The sequence below is a fragment of the Pseudomonas asuensis genome, assembly GCF_014646755.1.
Taxonomy (GTDB): Bacteria; Pseudomonadota; Gammaproteobacteria; order Pseudomonadales; family Pseudomonadaceae; genus Chryseomonas; species Chryseomonas asuensis.
The window spans coordinates 34,321-50,055 of sequence record NZ_BMNW01000012.1 but is presented as its reverse complement, the minus strand read 5'-3'; the positions used below and the strand labels follow the sequence as shown (position 1 = coordinate 50,055).

The 15,735-nt window shown below is 52.8% G+C and carries 16 protein-coding genes; 10 read left to right on the top strand and 6 right to left on the bottom strand.

The annotated features are described in order from the left end of the window. Positions 1-39: 39 nt before the first annotated feature. Complete coding sequence (locus tag IEX86_RS20835; RefSeq protein ID WP_188868075.1) at positions 40-1,926, bottom strand: ATP-binding protein; 1,887 nt, start codon at positions 1,924-1,926, stop codon at positions 40-42. A gap of 196 nt (positions 1,927-2,122) precedes the next feature. On the opposite strand from IEX86_RS20835, the gene IEX86_RS20830 reads away from it, so the two are divergent. The 7 genes from IEX86_RS20830 (at position 2,123) to IEX86_RS20800 (ending at position 7,749) form a co-directional block, all read left to right on the top strand. Continuing rightward, positions 2,123-3,148, top strand: coding sequence for an NAD(P)H-dependent glycerol-3-phosphate dehydrogenase (locus tag IEX86_RS20830; RefSeq protein ID WP_188868074.1), 1,026 nt, complete (start codon positions 2,123-2,125; stop codon positions 3,146-3,148). A gap of 8 nt (positions 3,149-3,156) precedes the next feature. Continuing rightward, positions 3,157-3,450, top strand: coding sequence for a DUF4389 domain-containing protein (locus IEX86_RS20825; RefSeq protein WP_188868073.1), 294 nt, complete (start codon positions 3,157-3,159; stop codon positions 3,448-3,450). Beyond that, the gene (gene sixA, locus IEX86_RS20820; RefSeq protein ID WP_188868072.1) at positions 3,447-3,902 is read left to right on the top strand and encodes a phosphohistidine phosphatase SixA; all 456 of its coding nucleotides are present in this window, start codon (positions 3,447-3,449) and stop codon (positions 3,900-3,902) included. Before IEX86_RS20825 ends, sixA begins: the two co-directional genes overlap by 4 nt. Positions 3,903-3,998: 96 nt before the next feature. After that, positions 3,999-4,436, top strand: a complete 438-nt coding sequence (locus tag IEX86_RS20815) for a hotdog fold thioesterase (RefSeq protein WP_188868071.1) — start codon at positions 3,999-4,001, stop codon at positions 4,434-4,436. A gap of 170 nt (positions 4,437-4,606) precedes the next feature. Then, positions 4,607-5,473 (top strand): alpha/beta fold hydrolase, encoded by an 867-nt coding sequence (locus IEX86_RS20810; RefSeq protein WP_188868070.1) that lies wholly within the window; start codon positions 4,607-4,609, stop codon positions 5,471-5,473. A 255-nt stretch (positions 5,474-5,728) separates the two neighbouring features. Continuing rightward, entirely contained in the window at positions 5,729-6,529 is an 801-nt protein-coding gene (locus IEX86_RS20805; protein WP_188868069.1) for a DUF4892 domain-containing protein, read from the top strand. Positions 6,530-6,696: 167 nt separating this feature from the next. Further along, positions 6,697-7,749: an AI-2E family transporter gene (locus tag IEX86_RS20800; protein WP_188868125.1), complete on the top strand. Its 1,053-nt coding sequence runs from the start codon at positions 6,697-6,699 to the stop codon at positions 7,747-7,749. A gap of 43 nt (positions 7,750-7,792) precedes the next feature. On the opposite strand, the gene IEX86_RS20795 is transcribed toward IEX86_RS20800, so the two are convergent. Further along, complete coding sequence (locus IEX86_RS20795) at positions 7,793-8,998, bottom strand: CynX/NimT family MFS transporter (protein WP_188868068.1); 1,206 nt, start codon at positions 8,996-8,998, stop codon at positions 7,793-7,795. Positions 8,999-9,566: 568 nt separating this feature from the next. Here IEX86_RS20795 and selD point away from each other — a divergent pair. From selD to IEX86_RS20780, 3 genes are all read left to right on the top strand, one after another. Continuing rightward, entirely contained in the window at positions 9,567-10,601 is a 1,035-nt protein-coding gene (gene selD, locus IEX86_RS20790) for a selenide, water dikinase SelD (protein ID WP_188868067.1), read from the top strand. Then, complete coding sequence (gene mnmH, locus IEX86_RS20785) at positions 10,601-11,695, top strand: tRNA 2-selenouridine(34) synthase MnmH (protein WP_188868066.1); 1,095 nt, start codon at positions 10,601-10,603, stop codon at positions 11,693-11,695. The genes selD and mnmH overlap by 1 nt, the downstream gene beginning before the upstream one ends. Positions 11,696-11,759: 64 nt before the next feature. Then, positions 11,760-12,041, top strand: a complete 282-nt coding sequence (locus IEX86_RS20780; protein ID WP_188868065.1) for a hypothetical protein — start codon at positions 11,760-11,762, stop codon at positions 12,039-12,041. 52 nt (positions 12,042-12,093) lie between these two features. Here IEX86_RS20780 and IEX86_RS20775 read toward each other — a convergent pair whose 3' ends face one another. The 4 genes from IEX86_RS20775 to IEX86_RS20760 form a co-directional block, all read right to left on the bottom strand. Next, a complete protein-coding gene (locus IEX86_RS20775; RefSeq protein ID WP_188868064.1) occupies positions 12,094-12,837 on the bottom strand; it encodes a YciK family oxidoreductase in 744 nt (247 codons plus the stop codon). Positions 12,838-12,874: 37 nt separating this feature from the next. After that, positions 12,875-13,546: an N-acetylmuramic acid 6-phosphate phosphatase MupP gene (gene mupP / locus IEX86_RS20770; RefSeq protein ID WP_188868063.1), complete on the bottom strand. Its 672-nt coding sequence runs from the start codon at positions 13,544-13,546 to the stop codon at positions 12,875-12,877. Positions 13,547-13,550: 4 nt separating this feature from the next. Continuing rightward, a complete protein-coding gene (gene ubiG, locus IEX86_RS20765; RefSeq protein ID WP_188868062.1) occupies positions 13,551-14,249 on the bottom strand; it encodes a bifunctional 2-polyprenyl-6-hydroxyphenol methylase/3-demethylubiquinol 3-O-methyltransferase UbiG in 699 nt (232 codons plus the stop codon). Between the two features lie 89 nt (positions 14,250-14,338). Continuing rightward, entirely contained in the window at positions 14,339-15,661 is a 1,323-nt protein-coding gene (locus tag IEX86_RS20760) for a TRZ/ATZ family hydrolase (RefSeq protein ID WP_188868061.1), read from the bottom strand. Positions 15,662-15,735 lie beyond the last annotated feature (74 nt).

The following is a 15,735-nucleotide window of genomic DNA, read 5'->3' as shown; positions in this document are numbered from 1 at the left end:
CGTTGGAGATCAAATACTCCAATAGTGATGCATCTTCGATTACAAGGACGCTGCTCCTTGGGATCGATCGGGCTGGCTAATCCAGCGCTGCAGCATCTGCTGAAGGTCAGCGCGCTTGAAGGGTTTTGCCAGGTAGTCATTCATTCCTGCGGCCAGGCAATTTTCCCGATCTCCCTGCAGCGCATTGGCCGTTAGCGCGATAATAGGAACAGCAGGCCCAGCTGACTGTTGGCGGATCAAGCGAGTAGCTTGGTAACCATCCAGTACCGGCAGCCGACAATCCATGAGAATTGCACTAAAAGACTGCTGCTCGGCCAGACTTACCGCCTGGGCACCATCCCCCGCGATGGTGATATGATACCCTAGGCTGCGTAACATGGCTTCGATAACTGTCTGATTGACGGGGTTATCTTCGACCAGCAGGACGTTCAAGCCGTTAACCTGAACCTCCTGAATGGGTGATTGGTTACGCTCTGTCTGCTTGACATGCCGGAATGGAAGGGGCAGTTCAAGCGTAAAGGTCGATCCTTGGCTTTCCTGACTCATGGCATGCAGTGAGCCCCCCATTCGCTCCGCAAGTGTGCGGGCGATCGAAAGCCCCAGGCCTGTGCCACCGTAGCGTCGGCTAATAGTTGGATCAGCCTGTTGAAACGCATCAAACATACGCTCTAGCTGTTCAGCTGAAATACCTATGCCACTATCATGTACGGAGCAGGTGAGCCAAAGCAGGCGTTCATCCAGCGGCTGGCAATGGCATTTCACCCCAATGGAGCCGCTTTCTGTAAATTTAAGTGCATTTCCAACCAGATTGACGAGGATCTGCCTTAGCCGCGTTGGATCTCCAGTAACCTCAAGGCGTTCCATATTTTCAGCGCCTTCGAGTGTCAGATGCAGCCCACGCTGTGTTGCGCTGTGCTGAAAGACTTGTACTGATCCTGTAATCAGGTCAGCCAGATTGAACGGTATGCTTTCTAATTCCAGGGCGCCACGCTCGATGCGTGAAAAATCCAAGACATCATTGATCACTTTCAATAGATGCTCTGTAGATTCAGTAGCAAGGCTTGTGTATTCGCTTTGCTCGCTAGACTGCTCTGTTGTCTCGAGAAGCTGCAGCATGCCCAGGACGCCGTTGAGTGGCGTACGAAGCTCATGGCTCATCATGGCTAAAAAGTCTGATTTGGCCCGGTTCGCTTGCTCGGCTTCTTCGCGTGCTGCAACCAGTTGATCGATGCTGCGTTGCTGCTCTTCGCTGGCCCGTTGCAAGGCCTGTGCAAGGTCGTTGATCAGATGTGCCAGAACGCCCATTTCGGAGTTGTCCGATACCGGCAGGCGGCTGTGATAGTCACCCGCACGAATGGCATTGACAGTGCGTCCCATGTCGCTCAGCGGCGCTGAAAGGCGTTTAGCCAGGCGCCAGGCCAATAGAAACGTAAGCCCTAGGGCTAATAGAGCCAATGCGCCGGCCTTCGTCAAAATGGCTTGTTGACGCTCATGAAAGGCTTCGTTGGTCACACCTACCGCAACACGGCCAAGGGATCCATTCGAATTCGGAGTGCCAGAGCGGCTGATGCTGGCGTGAAATATCTCTACCTGCGAGGCCGATTGTGCATTAGGGGGCGGATTATGCGCATACATAATGATGCGTTCTTGGCGGTCGCGGATTTCGATGAATCGAACATAACGGGTCGCCAGTGTAGCTTCCAAAAGGTTACGCAGCATTGGAAGGTTGTCGGTTGAAACCCCATACTCACTCGCAGATGCCAATTGAATTGCAATCAGCTGGCCCGTATGACTGAGCTCGTGATGCAAATCCTGAAGGCGCGCATATGTGAAGTAGCCCGTCAGTACCAGTGTAATAATCAGGGCAGGTCCCAGGCTGATGGCTAAAGTGCGGGTACGTATGCCCCAGCCGCGTCGCTTATCCAATAGAGCGTTCTCCGTGAGCCTTGAGCTCGATGCTCTTACTACAATAGGCCATTCTGGCCGTTGTGGGGTTAACGTCCATCTTCATAGCAGAAGGATACGGAATTACACATGGTTCAATAAAAGAGGGCGGAATGTTAAATAGGGGCTTCGTATAATGTAGATACCGTCGCACATTGCGATATAAATGGATAACCCGATGAGTGTAAAGCAACCTATAGCCGTGTTGGGTGGTGGCAGTTTTGGAACGGCCCTGGCCAATCTGCTGGCGGAAAATGGTCATCCTGTAAGACTCTGGATGCGTGATCCTGAGCAGGCTGAAGCCATTCGTCAAGTTCGCGAGAATCCGCGTTACTTGAGAGGCATCAAGGTGCATCAGTTAGTTGAGCCAGGATGTGATCTTGATCTTGCCCTGGAATGCGACATGGTGTTTGTTGCTTTGCCCTCAAGCGCCTTACGGCATGTTCTTGCGCCGGTAGCCGACCGCCTGACGGGTAAGGCGTTGGTGAGTCTAACCAAGGGGATTGAAGCCCATAGCTTCAAGTTGATGAGTCAGATCCTTGAAGAAGTTGCGCCAAAAGCACGGATTGGTGTCATTTCAGGACCAAACCTGGCGCGAGAGATTGCAGAGCATGCGCTGACGGCTACTGTCATTGCCAGTGAAGATGAAGCGCTCTGTCAGCAGGTGCAATCTATTTTGCATGGTCGCACTTTCAGAGTCTATGCCAGTCGTGATCGGCTAGGCGTTGAGTTGGCCGGGGCATTGAAAAATGTGTATGCCATCATGGCAGGGCTGGCCGCGGCACTGAATATGGGTGAAAACACACGCAGCATGCTGATCACTCGCGCCCTGGCTGAAATGACGCGATTCGCCGTACAGCAGGGCGCCAGTCCCACCACTTTCATGGGGTTGGCCGGAGTAGGTGATCTTATCGTCACCTGTTCGTCTTCTAAAAGCCGCAACTATCAGGTAGGACATGCGCTTGGCGAGGGCCTTACGCTTGAGGCAGCTATTGCCCGAATGGGTGAAACTGCAGAGGGGGTCAATACCTTGCGTGTCTTGAAGGAAAAGGCTGATGAGCTAGGCGTGTATATGCCGCTGGTGCAAGGCCTGTATGCGGTTCTATTTGAGTCTCGCACTCTGGATCAGGTCATTGCTGCGCTAATGCGTGGAGAACCTAAAACCGATGTCGATTTTTATTTGCCGATGGGCCCTGAAGCCTAGGAGAAGATATGTCAGCTGATACCCATGAGCGCGAAAGCGTGGCACTGCGTCTTATTTGGATGGTGCTTTTTCTGTTTGTATGGTTGGTAGCTCAATACATTTTTGCAGGTGTGGTGGTTGTTCAGCTTGTTTGCCGCCTCGTTAAGGGCAGGCCAAGTAACGCATTGAGTGAGTTTGGTTTAAATCTTTCCCGCTATCTGGCACAGATTGTCCGTTTTGGAACGTTTGCTACGGAAGAAAAACCATGGCCTATCGCTGACTGGCCTGCTAGCACGGCCACTGTACAAGAGGAGCAGATATGAGGCTTTGGTTGCTGCGGCACGGCGAGGCTGAGCCTCGTGCAGAAGGGGATGAGTTCAGGCCGTTGACCGCGAAGGGGCGTGATGAGGTCAGACGCAGCGCTGCACGACTGCTAGGGAAGGGTATTGATGCGATTTATGCCAGTCCATACGTTCGAGCTCAGCAGACAGCTGAGCTGGTAAAGGAAGTTCTGGCGTATAAGGAGCCTATTGTTACCTTACCTTGGATAACACCTGATGATGATGTCAGTAAGGCTATCGATCATTTGGATAGTCTTTCTGGCAGAAATATTCTGCTGGCTACTCATAATCCCTTCGTTAGTGATTTGGCGGGTTTTTTGGTGTACGGAAATCGTCAGCAACCGCTGAGCATGGCTACGGGGTCGTTGGCTGTGCTTGAAGGAGAGCTGCCCATTGCAGGGGCTATGGAATTGATTGAGCTTTTCCACCCCTAACGCTTTCGACGATTCCACAATTTCTAACAAAAAGAGGGTCGCTATGTTAGCTCTTGCCTCAAGTGTTGCTTCAATCGCCTGTTTGGAGTGCTCGGAATGAGTATCTGGTTTACTGAGCCGGACCTTGCTGCTCTGGACGAAAGCTTGCGAAACACTATATGCGAGCGTGTGGATATCCGCTTTGAAGCTTACGATGATGATTCGCTTACAGCGAGCATGCCGGTAGACGAGCGCACTCATCAGCCATTTGGGCTGCTCCATGGAGGCGCGTCTGTTGTCTTGGCCGAAACAGTAGGTTCTATTGCGAGTTTGCTGTGTATCGACAGAAGCCAGTATTCCTGCGTAGGCCTTGAGGTCAATGCTAACCACTTGCGCGCCGTCAGAAGTGGGCGCGTAACGGCTGTGGCAAGACCCATACATTTAGGACGAAGCACACATGTATGGGATATTCGCCTGTCTGATGAAGCTGGGCGCGCGACCTGTATTTCTCGTTTGACCGTAGCCGTTATCCCGGAAAGCCGCATTTCCTCTTGATCTTGCGTTTGGGCCAGCTTTTGAACGCGCACCATGGCTGGCCCTTCGCCCGCTGTTCTATGCATAGGTATTTCATGGCCGACGGGGAAGTCTTGTTGTATCCATTCTTTCTGCGAAGCCTATCCTCTTGCGGTATTGTCTGAGTTGGAAATCAACCATGAGAGCTAGACATGACTGCCCATGTACAGGAGTTGCGCCTTAACCTACCTCACCTTGAACTGGCCGCTCGCTTATTCGGCCCGGAAGATGGGCAGCCTGTATTGGCCTTACATGGTTGGCTTGATAATGCTATGACGTTTTCCCGCCTTGCCCCCCATCTGGAAGGTTTGCGGATTGTCGCAATCGATCTGCCAGGGCACGGCTTATCAGCTCATCGGCCTGCCGGTGTTGGCTATCTGCTCCAGGATTATGTGCAGGATGTACTGATGGCAGCAGAGCAGCTGGGCTGGGAACGCTTCTCTCTACTAGGTCATTCACTCGGCGCGATTATTTCGGTGCTCTTTGCGGCAGCCTTACCTGAGCGCATAGAACGTTTGGCCTTGATCGATGGTTTGCTACCTTATACGACCGAGCCAGATGAGGCGCCTGAAAAGTTGGGCAATGCCTTGCGCGCTCAGCTCAATTTGCCTAATAAGCGCAAGCCGGTCTATGAAACCGTTCAGCAGGCTGCTCAAGCCAGGCTGAAAGGAGTAGGCTCGGTCAGTATGGAGGCCGCCGAGCTACTGGCGGAGCGGGGGTTGATGCCTATCCCCGGTGGATATACATGGCGATCGGATGCCCGTCTGACCTTGCCAGCAACGCTCCGCCTGACAAGAGATCAGGCATTAGCATTTATTAATAAAGTGCAGTGCCCAACAAGTCTTGTTGTGGCTGGCGAAGGGTTGCTTGTCAATATCCCGGATATCGACACGCTCCTGAAAGGGCTTAACTCCTGTGAAGTTACTCACTTGCCAGGAGGGCATCATTTGCACCTGGACACGGAGGTTGGAGCAAGGGCGGTAGCAGATTGTTTCAATCGCTTTTTCGCTGCTACTTGACTCGTCTAGACGTATTGATGAGTCTTCCCGCATCAAGGATTCGATGGTGATCGATTTATACACAACCGCTACATCCAATGACAGAAGGTTTCCGCTGCCCTTGAGGCTTTCCATTTACTCTGTCAGGTCTGTGTCTGAATCATGGGAAGAGGGAGCAAAAGGCTCCGCTTGTTTTACGTCTGAGTCCCAACGGGCATATTCCGCGCATTGTCTATCATATGTCTTCAACCAATACAGGGTGATCCGTTAATAACTATGCGACTTTTTCTTGCGCTTGGCCTAGGGGTTATGACATGCGCTGCAGTGGCGGCGGATATAGCAGGCAGTGTCGACCTTCCAGTTTTAACACGGCCGGCTCATGCTGAAATTGTTGACTATAAAAAGGCCGGCCCTGCCGAGAGAACGTATCCGCAGGGGGCTGTCAGTCGTATTGGAGGAAGGTTACGCCTGGAAAGTAGCGTTCAGGCTGAGGGTGAACTCATTACTCTAACCTACGAGCTGCCGCGCGGACATGACCCCGTTGTAGCACTTAATGAGGTGCGGAGAGTACTGCATAAGCAGTCCGCTATACCTCTATCATGGTGCGAGGGCCGAGACTGCGGTTCCAGTAATGTCATTGCCAATACTATTTTTGGTAAATCACAGCTTTATGGGCCAGATGAACAGCAGGCTTATCTACTGCTGCGCCTTGCTCCTCCACATGATGATACGCTGCTGGCCCTTTATGCCATTACGCGAGGCAACCGCAAAGCTTATCTGCATGTTGAGCAACTAGAGGCTTCTACATCTCTAGGCACGCTAGTGGCAAGTCCTGCTACCTTGCTCCGCCAGTTGCGGCAGGATGGTGAATTGCATCTTCCGGCCTTAGCTGACACACCAGACGGAATCTGGCTGGACCTAATAGCGCAATGCCTTAATTTAGATGCTGGCGCCAGAGTTATCATCGGAGGGCAGCAGGCCGGTGAGTGGGAAAAGGCATTGCTGGCTAGACGAATACGAGCGGCCCGCCTTGAGGTCGATCCAGGCCGTGAGCCGGGACTCTATCTGCAGCCTTGATCTAAGCGTGTTTGCCTGGCGACAGGCGACTGTCCCAGCGGTAAGCTCTCGCCATTGCCTCACCTGCTCATCCAACGGAACTCGATTAAGCAGGGCATGACTCGATTGTCATCTTAGGAATTTTTATGCGGCTTCCTGCTGGTCAGTCTCCTCAGTTACCCCCGTCTATGTATGAGCATGACCGCCTGCTTGTCAGGATACTTCTTCTATCCTTGCTTGGTGCCTGCCTTTGGGTGCTGCTGCCATTCATGTCAGCACTCTTTTGGGCTGCTGTACTGGCTTATGCCAGTTGGCCTCTGATGCGAGGTATGACTCGTAGACTCAACGGTCGCAATACGGTAGCCGCTGCAGTTCTTACTATTGGCTGGATATTGCTTGTAGCATTACCGCTTGTATGGGTTGGTATGGGACTAGCCGATCATTTGCATGGAACCATCGAGTTGATCCGTAGCATTCAAGTAGGTGGACTGCCTCCAGTGCCCGAATGGATCGTCCGACTACCTCTTATTGGTGACAGGCTGGCCAGCCTATGGCAAGCCCTGGATGCTCGGGGTGCTGCCTACTTTGACAGCTTAAAACCCTATTTAGGGCAGGTAGGTAATTGGCTTCTGGCGCGAAGTGCACGTGTTGGTGGCGGCTTTTTGGAGCTAGCGCTAAGTCTGGTTCTGGTATTTTTCTTCTACCGAGACGGACCACGGCTGGCTACCTTGGCTGAGAAAGCGCTCATCAGGCTCATTGGTGCACAGGCTGGTCATTATATGCAGCTGGTTGGCGGTACCGTGCATCGCGTCGTCAATGGCATTCTGGGAACAGCAGCAGCCCAGGGTGTCTTGGCTGTAACAGGTCTTATGATCGCCGGCGTTCCGGGTGCATTGGGGCTAGGGTTGCTGACCTTTGCCTTAAGCCTGATTCCGGTTGGACCTCCATTGGTCTGGATCCCCTCAACAATCTGGCTTGTGCTTCAGCAGGAATACGGATATGCCATATTCCTGGGGCTCTGGGGGCTGTTCGTTATTAGTGGCGTTGATAATATCCTCAAGCCCTACCTTATCAGCCGAGGAGGTGACCTACCGCTGGTGGTGGTGCTGCTTGGCGTGTTTGGGGGGCTTCTGGCATTTGGCTTTATGGGGCTCTTTCTCGGGCCTATTCTTCTAGCTGTTGCCTACAACCTGATCCGTGACTGGATGGCAGGGGCTGCCGACCAGCCACCTAAGCCATAGGGTTGAGCGAGGCTGAACAAGACGTTAGCTTCGCTCTGGCTGGTTACAATGGAAGACTTTTGGCCTGTACATGCAGATTGCGTCCCGCCAATAGACCAAATAGTGCAGCCGAAAGAGCAATCCCAATAAACAGGATGCCTACACTGTTCCAGCCATGGGTCATGTCGTGAATTACGCCCACCAGCAGGGGGCCCATAGCCGCCAATGTATAACCCACGCCTTGGGACATCCCTGATAGACGAGCCGCAATATGTGCATCAGGCGAGCGCAATACGATAAGAGCCAATGCAATGCTAAACGTCCCGCCTTGGCCAAGACCCAGGATACATGCCCAGAGCCAGAGGCTGCCAAGCGAGCCGTACAGGCACCCAAGAAGTCCTGTTAGTGTCATGCTTAGCACCAGGATAATAGCCAGGCGTTGATCTTTGCCGCGTGTGGCCAGCCAGGGGGTAATAAGAGCAGTCAGTAACTGCAACAGCACTGAAACTGACAGCATGAGCCCAGCTTCTACAGCGCTTAGGCCTCGATCTATCAGGATTGAGGGCAGCCAACCAAATACGATGTATGCAAGTGACGATTGCAACCCCATGTACAGGGTAACTTGCCAGGCTAATCGATCTTGCCAAAGGCCCACCACATACCATTTCTGGCTATTGGCGTGATGATTGGCACGAGCCTGCGGCAACCAGACGATAGCGGCTAGAATTGCTGGAATGGCCCAGAAGGCTAGAGCGGGTTGCCAAAGATCATTAAACATATGTTCAAGCGGAGCGGTTGCACCTGCAGCAAGTGCGGCGCCCAGGCAAAGCGCCATGGTATAGGCCCCCATAAGCATGCCAGCCTGCTTTGGGAAATCCCGCTTGATAATGCCAGGGAGTAAAACGCCGATGATGCCAATGCTGGCTCCGGCAAGAAGACTCCCTATGAAGAGCCCGGTAGGTGGAAGCAGGCTACGTAAAACAATACCGCCAGCCAATGTGAGCAGTATAACCAGTATCGTCCTTTCGCTACCTAGCCAGCGAGAAAGGCGAGGTGCCAGTGGGGCGAACAAGCCGAGACAAAGTACTGGCGCAGTGGTTAGTAGTCCTGCAGCAGAGCTGGATAAACCCGTCGAGGCTTCGATTTGGCGAAGTAAGGGCGAAAGGCTCGACAACGCTGGCCTGAGGTTGAGTGCTACTAGAAAGAGGCCTAGCAGGAGTAGCCACGCGCGGGCGGGTACTGAGCTGGATTCGATTGATGAAACAGGCATTGAATAATCCAAAATATAAAACGCGCTCATCCTACCTGAAAGGGGCTGGCAGAACAGGCTGTAGTCTTACTGTAATGAGATATGCACACCTTGCTAAAACACAGTCTGACGTAATGTCAAGTAGGCATGGCAGCACGCATAACACTATTTAAAAAATATAAATGCCTGAAAAGGAAGAGAATTTATGAATTGTCTAAAAAAGCGACAGTTTAGTTAAAGGTCGCATGGCTACTGGCGTCGCGATGCTTTCCACCATCTTTTCCACGAACTTATCCACAGCTTCTGTGGATTAAAATTATTGATACTCATCGCTTGGGTGCTTGGGTGCTTGGTTGTAGCAGCTATTTCGCGACATTTTGTCCTCCTAAGTATGCTGTCAGTTCCATAATCTCAATCTTTACAAGGTCTCGAACCGGCTAACTCACAAGCGTATGCTGGCTTGGTTTATTTGATTTATGGCACTGTCAGGAACCTGATCCTGCCCAGGCTTTGTTAGAATATTTTTACTCGTTTCTCATGTAAGCGCGCCTCGCGCGTATGAAAGCCTTAGCTTTTTAGCGGAGTATCTATGTCCGAGCCTATTCGTCTTACCCAGTACAGCCATGGAGCCGGGTGTGGTTGCAAAATATCGCCTAAGGTATTGGAAATCATCCTAGCCGGCAGTGGGGCCCAGCATCTGGATCCAAATCTCTGGGTGGGAAATGCCTCAAGGGACGATGCGGCGGTATATGCGCTTGATGCTGAGCGTGGCGTGGTCTCTACAACGGATTTCTTTATGCCAATCGTGGATGATCCGTTTGATTTCGGGCGAATCGCGGCCACTAATGCCATCAGCGATATCTATGCCATGGGCGGTGACCCCCTGATGGCTATCGCAATCCTGGGCTGGCCGGTTAACGTGCTTGCGCCAGAGGTCGCACGTGAGGTCGTAGCCGGAGGGCGTAAGGTATGCGACGAAGCCGGTATACCGTTGGCTGGCGGACACTCCATCGACGCGCCTGAGCCTATTTTTGGTTTGGCCGTAACAGGCGTTGTCGAAAAGCGAAACATGAAGCGCAATGACACTGCTTCGCTAGGCTGCAAGCTGTTTCTGACCAAGCCGCTTGGCATTGGCATTCTCACTACAGCTGAGAAAAAATCCAAGTTGCGCCAGGAAGACAAGGGGGTCGCGCGGGACTGGATGTGTCAGCTCAACAAGCCGGGCAGCCGCTTTGGTAAATTGGCTGGTGTCAAGGCAATGACAGATGTGACGGGCTTCGGCCTGCTAGGGCACCTGGTAGAGATGGCGGATGGCAGCGGTCTGACGGCTCGAGTCGATTACAGCGCGGTTCCTCGCTTGCCTATGGTTGAGCAATATCTGGAGCTGGGTTGTGTGCCTGGAGGCACACTGCGTAATTTTGACAGCTATGGTGATCGTATCGCCTCCTTACCTGAACAACAGAAATTGCTTTTATGTGATCCCCAAACCAGTGGTGGACTCCTGATTGCAGTCGATCCACAGGATGAGTCTGAATTTATATCAGTGGCTAATGAGTTAGGTCTGTCGCTTCAGCCAATTGGTGAAATGATTGATCGACAGCGCCATGCGGTCGAGGTGTATTGATGCGTGATGACGCCCGGGATTATCGCTCCCTGTTCCTTTCAGGCGCTCCACTGATGGACGTACGCGCACCTGTGGAGTATTCCAAGGGCGCGTTTCCCTGTGCAGTTAACCGGCCGCTGATGGACGATGTTGAACGGCAGAAGGTTGGCACTTGTTATAAGTTGAAAGGCCAGCAGGCAGCGTTGGAGCTTGGGCATTCACTGGTTTCTGGACGGATAAAGGAAGCGCGTATTCAGGCGTGGGCTGATTTTGCACGGAACAACCCAGAGGGTTACCTGTACTGCTTTCGGGGAGGGCTTCGCTCGCAAATTGCTCAACAATGGCTGCTTAGCGAGGCGGGTATTGCGTATCCACGAGTAGCCGGTGGTTATAAGGCCTTACGTACATTTCTCATGGAGTCACTGCTTCAAGCGGTTGAGGAGTGTCGTTTTGTATTGGTGGGTGGGATGACCGGGACTGGCAAGACAGAAGTCATCGCCCAGCTCGACGATAGCGTTGATCTGGAGGGACATGCCAACCACCGTGGCTCAAGCTTTGGTAAGCGCGCGACGCTACAGCCATCGCAAATTGATTTTGAGAACAGTCTCGCCATTGACTTGTTGAAGCGTCGTGCCAATGGACAGGGACGTTTTGTACTAGAGGACGAATCGCGGCTGATCGGGCGTTGTTCATTGCCTTTTGAACTACACCAGGCTATGCAGCATTTTCCGATGGTATGGCTAGAGGATACGCTAGAAGGCCGTGTCGAGCGGATACTCAAGGATTATGTGGTTGATCTGGCGGCCGAGTTCAGCCGTGAGCATGGCCAGGATAATGGCTTCAGCTTATTTGCCGAGCAGCTTCGCAAAAGTCTTTCGAATATTGCCAAAAGGCTTGGGGGCGAGCGTTACCAGCGGCTGGATGAAATCATGGGTGAAGCGCTGGCTGTGCAGTTGTCCAGTGGCGATGTAGGACAGCATCGCGAGTGGATCCGAGCGTTATTGGCCGAGTACTACGATCCTATGTATGCCTATCAGCGCGAGAACAAGTCAGGGCGCATTCTCTTTGCTGGGAACCAGCAGGAAGTCGTGACCTATCTCAAGGTAAACCGTTGAACAGGCTAGTTAAAAAGCGGTCTTTAGTGCGCTGGATTTACTTATCCATTGAAGGAGTCAAGTCATGAATCGCTATCTTGCAATGATGCCTGTCGTAGCACTGGTGCTTGCTGGTTGTGCAGCCAAAACAGTTAATCGAGATAGCTGTGCGACTGAAGTGAGTGCTGCCTGGAAAGAGCTGGATATAGCCAAGACTGAAGGGTTTGCAGGAACGGTCAGCTATTCCAAGGCATTGGGCCTGATCTCAACAGCCAAGACTCAACAGCAGGTCGAAGCTTATAATGGGTGTGTTCAAAATGCCCAGAAGGCGCGTTTCTATATCCGCGAGTCACGCGCCGGCCGCTAATTGATTCAAGGATGAGCACCCTCCATGTTCATCCTTTTTCGTTTCCGCTTTCTTAGCCCTGAGCGTCGAACGCTTGCCCATTCACATGGGCGCTGTCAGGTCCCATCAGATAAAGGTACACCGGCATGATTTCCTCAGGCGTTGGGTTACGCGTAGGATTTTCAGCTGGATAGGCGAGGGCGCGCATATCGGTTCGGGTTCCGCCGGGATTGATGCTGTTGGCGCGAACTGCTGCGGTGCCATCCATTTCGTCAGCAACTACTTGCATAAGGCCTTCATTGGCAAATTTCGAAACGGCGTATGCTCCCCAATAAGCACGTCCTTTACGACCTACACTGCTTGATGTAAAGACAATCGAAGCGTCCTTTGACTGCCTGAGTAGTGGTAGTAGGGCGCGCGTCAACATAAAGACAGCGTTGACATTGATTTGCATGACTTGCATGAAGGCTTCCCCGCTTGTCTGCTCAACAGAGGCGCGAGGTCCCAGAATGCCTGCATTGTGTAAAAGACCATCAAGCTGGCCAAGTTCCGTTTCAACCATTGCAGCCAGTTCTTCGAACTGCTCGGGCTGCGCTGTTTCAAGGTCGAAAGGAACTACAACGGCTTGTGGATGGCCGGCGGCTTCGATCTCATCATAGACCGCGTTTAGGTTTTCCTCGGACCTTCCTAATAAAAGGACCGTCGCGCCATGGGCGGCATAGGTTTTCGCAGCTGCTCGTCCAATGCCTCGACCAGCGCCTGTAACAAGGATGACTCTATTTTTAAGAAGATCTGGGCGCGCAGTGTATTCAAACATCGTAACTCCCGACCGCCCCTGCGAGCGGCCTTACTTTTTAACAGCCGCAAATAGCGCGGTCTAAGGCATCACGCAGCTCAAGTGGATGATCAACTACCAAATCGGCACCCCAGTAAGCAGGGTTATCGTCAGGATGAATATACCCAAACCTCACCGCTGCTGTTTTGGTACCTGCCGCACGTCCAGATTCGATATCACGACGGTCGTCACCTACAAAGATGACAGCTTGTGGATCAATGTTGATCTGTTTGCAGGCAAGCAGAACAGGCTCAGGGTTAGGTTTGCTGTGTGTGACATGATCCGGACAGATTAAAACGGCTGATCGTTCTGCAAGGCCGAGGGCCTGCATGATGGGCTCTGCATAACGGACGGGTTTGTTTGTAACCACGCCCCACGTCACGCGGGCTCGCTCAAGATCTGCCAGTAGCTCTGCCATACCTTCGAATAGGTGTGAGTGAACTGCGCAGTGATGCTGGTAGCGCTCAAGAAAGTCCAGGCGCAACGGCTCAAAGGCATCACTTAAAGGATCTATTTGGAATGCACTGGCAACCATGGCTCGTGCACCACCGGAAACCACGTCACGAACACTCTTTTCATTGACAGCGGGTAAGCCTCTATCCGCTCGCATGGCCTGAATGACGGCAATGAAATCAGGTGCCGTATCGAGCAGTGTGCCGTCCATATCAAACAGGACCGCTTTGATTCGCATCCTATTACTCCTCGCGAACGGTGCGTAGCATGTAGTTCACGTCGACATCATTGCCAAGCTTGTAGACCTTGGTGATGGGGTTATACGTCATGCCAATGACATCCCGCACGTTTAGCCCGGTATTGCGGCACCATGCGCCTAGCTCAGATGGACGAATAAACTTGCGGAAATCATGAGTGCCGCGTGGCAGCAGGCGCAGGACATACTCGGCGCCTACGATGGCAAACAGATAGGATTTGGGATTGCGGTTGATCGTGGAGAAAAAGACATGGCCGCCCGGTTTGACCAGCGTCTTGCATGCTTGAATCACAGATGCTGGGTCGGGAACGTGCTCGAGCATCTCCATGCAGGTAACGACGTCATATGTGCCTGGTGCTTCAGCCGCCAGGTCCTCAGCAGTGATACGGCGGTAGCTGACAGGGACTCCAGACTCCAGCTGGTGGAGTTGCGCCACTGAAAGGGGCGCTTCGCCCATATCAATTCCAGTGACGTCTGCACCGCGCACAGCCATGGCTTCGCTCAGGATGCCGCCACCGCAACCGACATCCAGCACTTTCTTGCCGGCAAGGTTGGCATGCTGGTCGATCCAGTTGACGCGCAGTGGGTTGATGTCGTGGAGCGGCTTGAATTCACTTTCTCGATCCCACCAGCGAGAAGCGAGGGCTTCGAATTTGGCGATCTCGGCATTATCGACGTTGGACATCCATTACACTCCATTCTCTAAATTCGTTATGCAGATGCTTTTATGGTCTGGCATCTGCCTGATGAGCCTACAGCTGATTGGGCGCTTGGTTAGCGAGCTGCTATTTTCCGGCCCCACGCACGTGCGTTCTCTATCAGTTCTTGTTCATCTATTCGGGTCAGACTGCCGTCTTTCAACACGGGGCGTCCACCCACCCAAACGTGTTTCACGCAGTCACGATTACTGGCGTAAATGAGCTGGGACACTGGATCATAAATAGGCTGCTGGGCCAGTCCGTTCATGTCAAAGGCAACCATATCGGCAGCCTTACCCACTTCCAGTGAGCCCAGGCAGCGCTCAAGGCCCAGCGCGCGGGCGCCGTTAAGCGTAGCCATTCGCAAGGCTCTGTGTGCATCCAGTGCGGTTGCGGAGCTGGCGACTGCCTTGGCGAGGAGGGCTGCAGTACGCGTTTCGCCTAGAAGATCCAAGTCGTTGTTGCTGGCTGCGCCATCCGTGCCTATGGCAACATTCACCCCCGCCTGCCAAAGCGTTTCGACCGGACAGAAACCACTGGCAAGTTTGAGGTTGGATTCTGGGCAGTGGATAACATGGGTATTGGTCTCAACCAGGTTTTCCAGGTCTTCCTCATCGATCTGTGTCATGTGTACCGACTGGAAGCGTGGCCCAAGCAGACCCAGCCTGCGTAAGCGTGTAAGTGGACGCTCTCCTGTTTTTTCAATGGCTTCCTGTACTTCTCCAGCCGTTTCGTGGACGTGCATGTGAATGCACGCATCAAGCTGGTCAGCCAGCATCAAAACATTAGCCAGCTTGTCATCGCTCACGGTGTAAGGGGCATGAGGGCCAAAGGCAACCTTGATGCGCTCATGCAGCTTTAAATCATCAAACAGCTCAAGACCCCGGCGTATGGACTCATCTGCGGTTCTTGCGCCAGGAACAGCAAAGTTCATGATTGGCAGGGTAACTTGCGCGCGCATTCCTGACTCGTGGATAGCCTCGCATGCCACTTGCGGGAAAAAATACATATCTGAAAAACAGGTAATGCCGCCTTTGATCTGTTCGGCAATCGCCAGTCGAGTCCCGTCGCGGACAAAATCTTCGCTTACCCATTTGGCCTCAGCAGGCCAGATATGCTCTTGTAACCAGGTCATGAGCGGAAGATCATCTGCAAGGCCACGGAACAATGTCATCGCCGCATGACCGTGCATATTGATAAGGCCTGGACTTAATAGCATGCCGGGCAGTTCGACCCGTTCGGCAGCTTGATAGCGTCGCAAATCCGAACAGGGAGCAAGTACAGCAATTTGTCCATCCTTTATGCCTATGGCGTAGTCAGTCAGTACCACCCCGGCCGGTTCCACTGGAACAATCCAGGTGGGGATAAGGAGCAGATCGAGTGCTACGGTGTCGGGCATGAAAAGACTTCCTGAAGACAAATAAATGAAAGTATAACTGGCGTCAGCCTGATGGCGGGACTCAGGCATGCCAG

Excerpts from the sequence above, each read along its gene's own strand:
- IEX86_RS20830 (WP_188868074.1), top strand. The coding sequence starts at position 2,123 with ATGAGTGTAAAGCAACCTATAGCCGTGTTGGGTGGTGGCAGTTTTGGA.
- IEX86_RS20825 (WP_188868073.1), top strand. The coding sequence starts at position 3,157 with ATGTCAGCTGATACCCATGAGCGCGAAAGCGTGGCACTGCGTCTTATT.
- sixA (WP_188868072.1), top strand. The coding sequence starts at position 3,447 with ATGAGGCTTTGGTTGCTGCGGCACGGCGAGGCTGAGCCTCGTGCAGAA.
- IEX86_RS20815 (WP_188868071.1), top strand. The coding sequence starts at position 3,999 with ATGAGTATCTGGTTTACTGAGCCGGACCTTGCTGCTCTGGACGAAAGC.
- IEX86_RS20810 (WP_188868070.1), top strand. The coding sequence starts at position 4,607 with ATGACTGCCCATGTACAGGAGTTGCGCCTTAACCTACCTCACCTTGAA.
- IEX86_RS20805 (WP_188868069.1), top strand. The coding sequence starts at position 5,729 with ATGCGACTTTTTCTTGCGCTTGGCCTAGGGGTTATGACATGCGCTGCA.
- IEX86_RS20800 (WP_188868125.1), top strand. The coding sequence starts at position 6,697 with ATGTATGAGCATGACCGCCTGCTTGTCAGGATACTTCTTCTATCCTTG.
- IEX86_RS20795 (WP_188868068.1), bottom strand. The coding sequence starts at position 8,998 with ATGCCTGTTTCATCAATCGAATCCAGCTCAGTACCCGCCCGCGCGTGG.
- selD (WP_188868067.1), top strand. The coding sequence starts at position 9,567 with ATGTCCGAGCCTATTCGTCTTACCCAGTACAGCCATGGAGCCGGGTGT.
- mnmH (WP_188868066.1), top strand. The coding sequence starts at position 10,601 with ATGCGTGATGACGCCCGGGATTATCGCTCCCTGTTCCTTTCAGGCGCT.
- IEX86_RS20780 (WP_188868065.1), top strand. The coding sequence starts at position 11,760 with ATGAATCGCTATCTTGCAATGATGCCTGTCGTAGCACTGGTGCTTGCT.
- IEX86_RS20775 (WP_188868064.1), bottom strand. The coding sequence starts at position 12,837 with ATGTTTGAATACACTGCGCGCCCAGATCTTCTTAAAAATAGAGTCATC.
- mupP (WP_188868063.1), bottom strand. The coding sequence starts at position 13,546 with ATGCGAATCAAAGCGGTCCTGTTTGATATGGACGGCACACTGCTCGAT.
- ubiG (WP_188868062.1), bottom strand. The coding sequence starts at position 14,249 with ATGTCCAACGTCGATAATGCCGAGATCGCCAAATTCGAAGCCCTCGCT.
- IEX86_RS20760 (WP_188868061.1), bottom strand. The coding sequence starts at position 15,661 with ATGCCCGACACCGTAGCACTCGATCTGCTCCTTATCCCCACCTGGATT.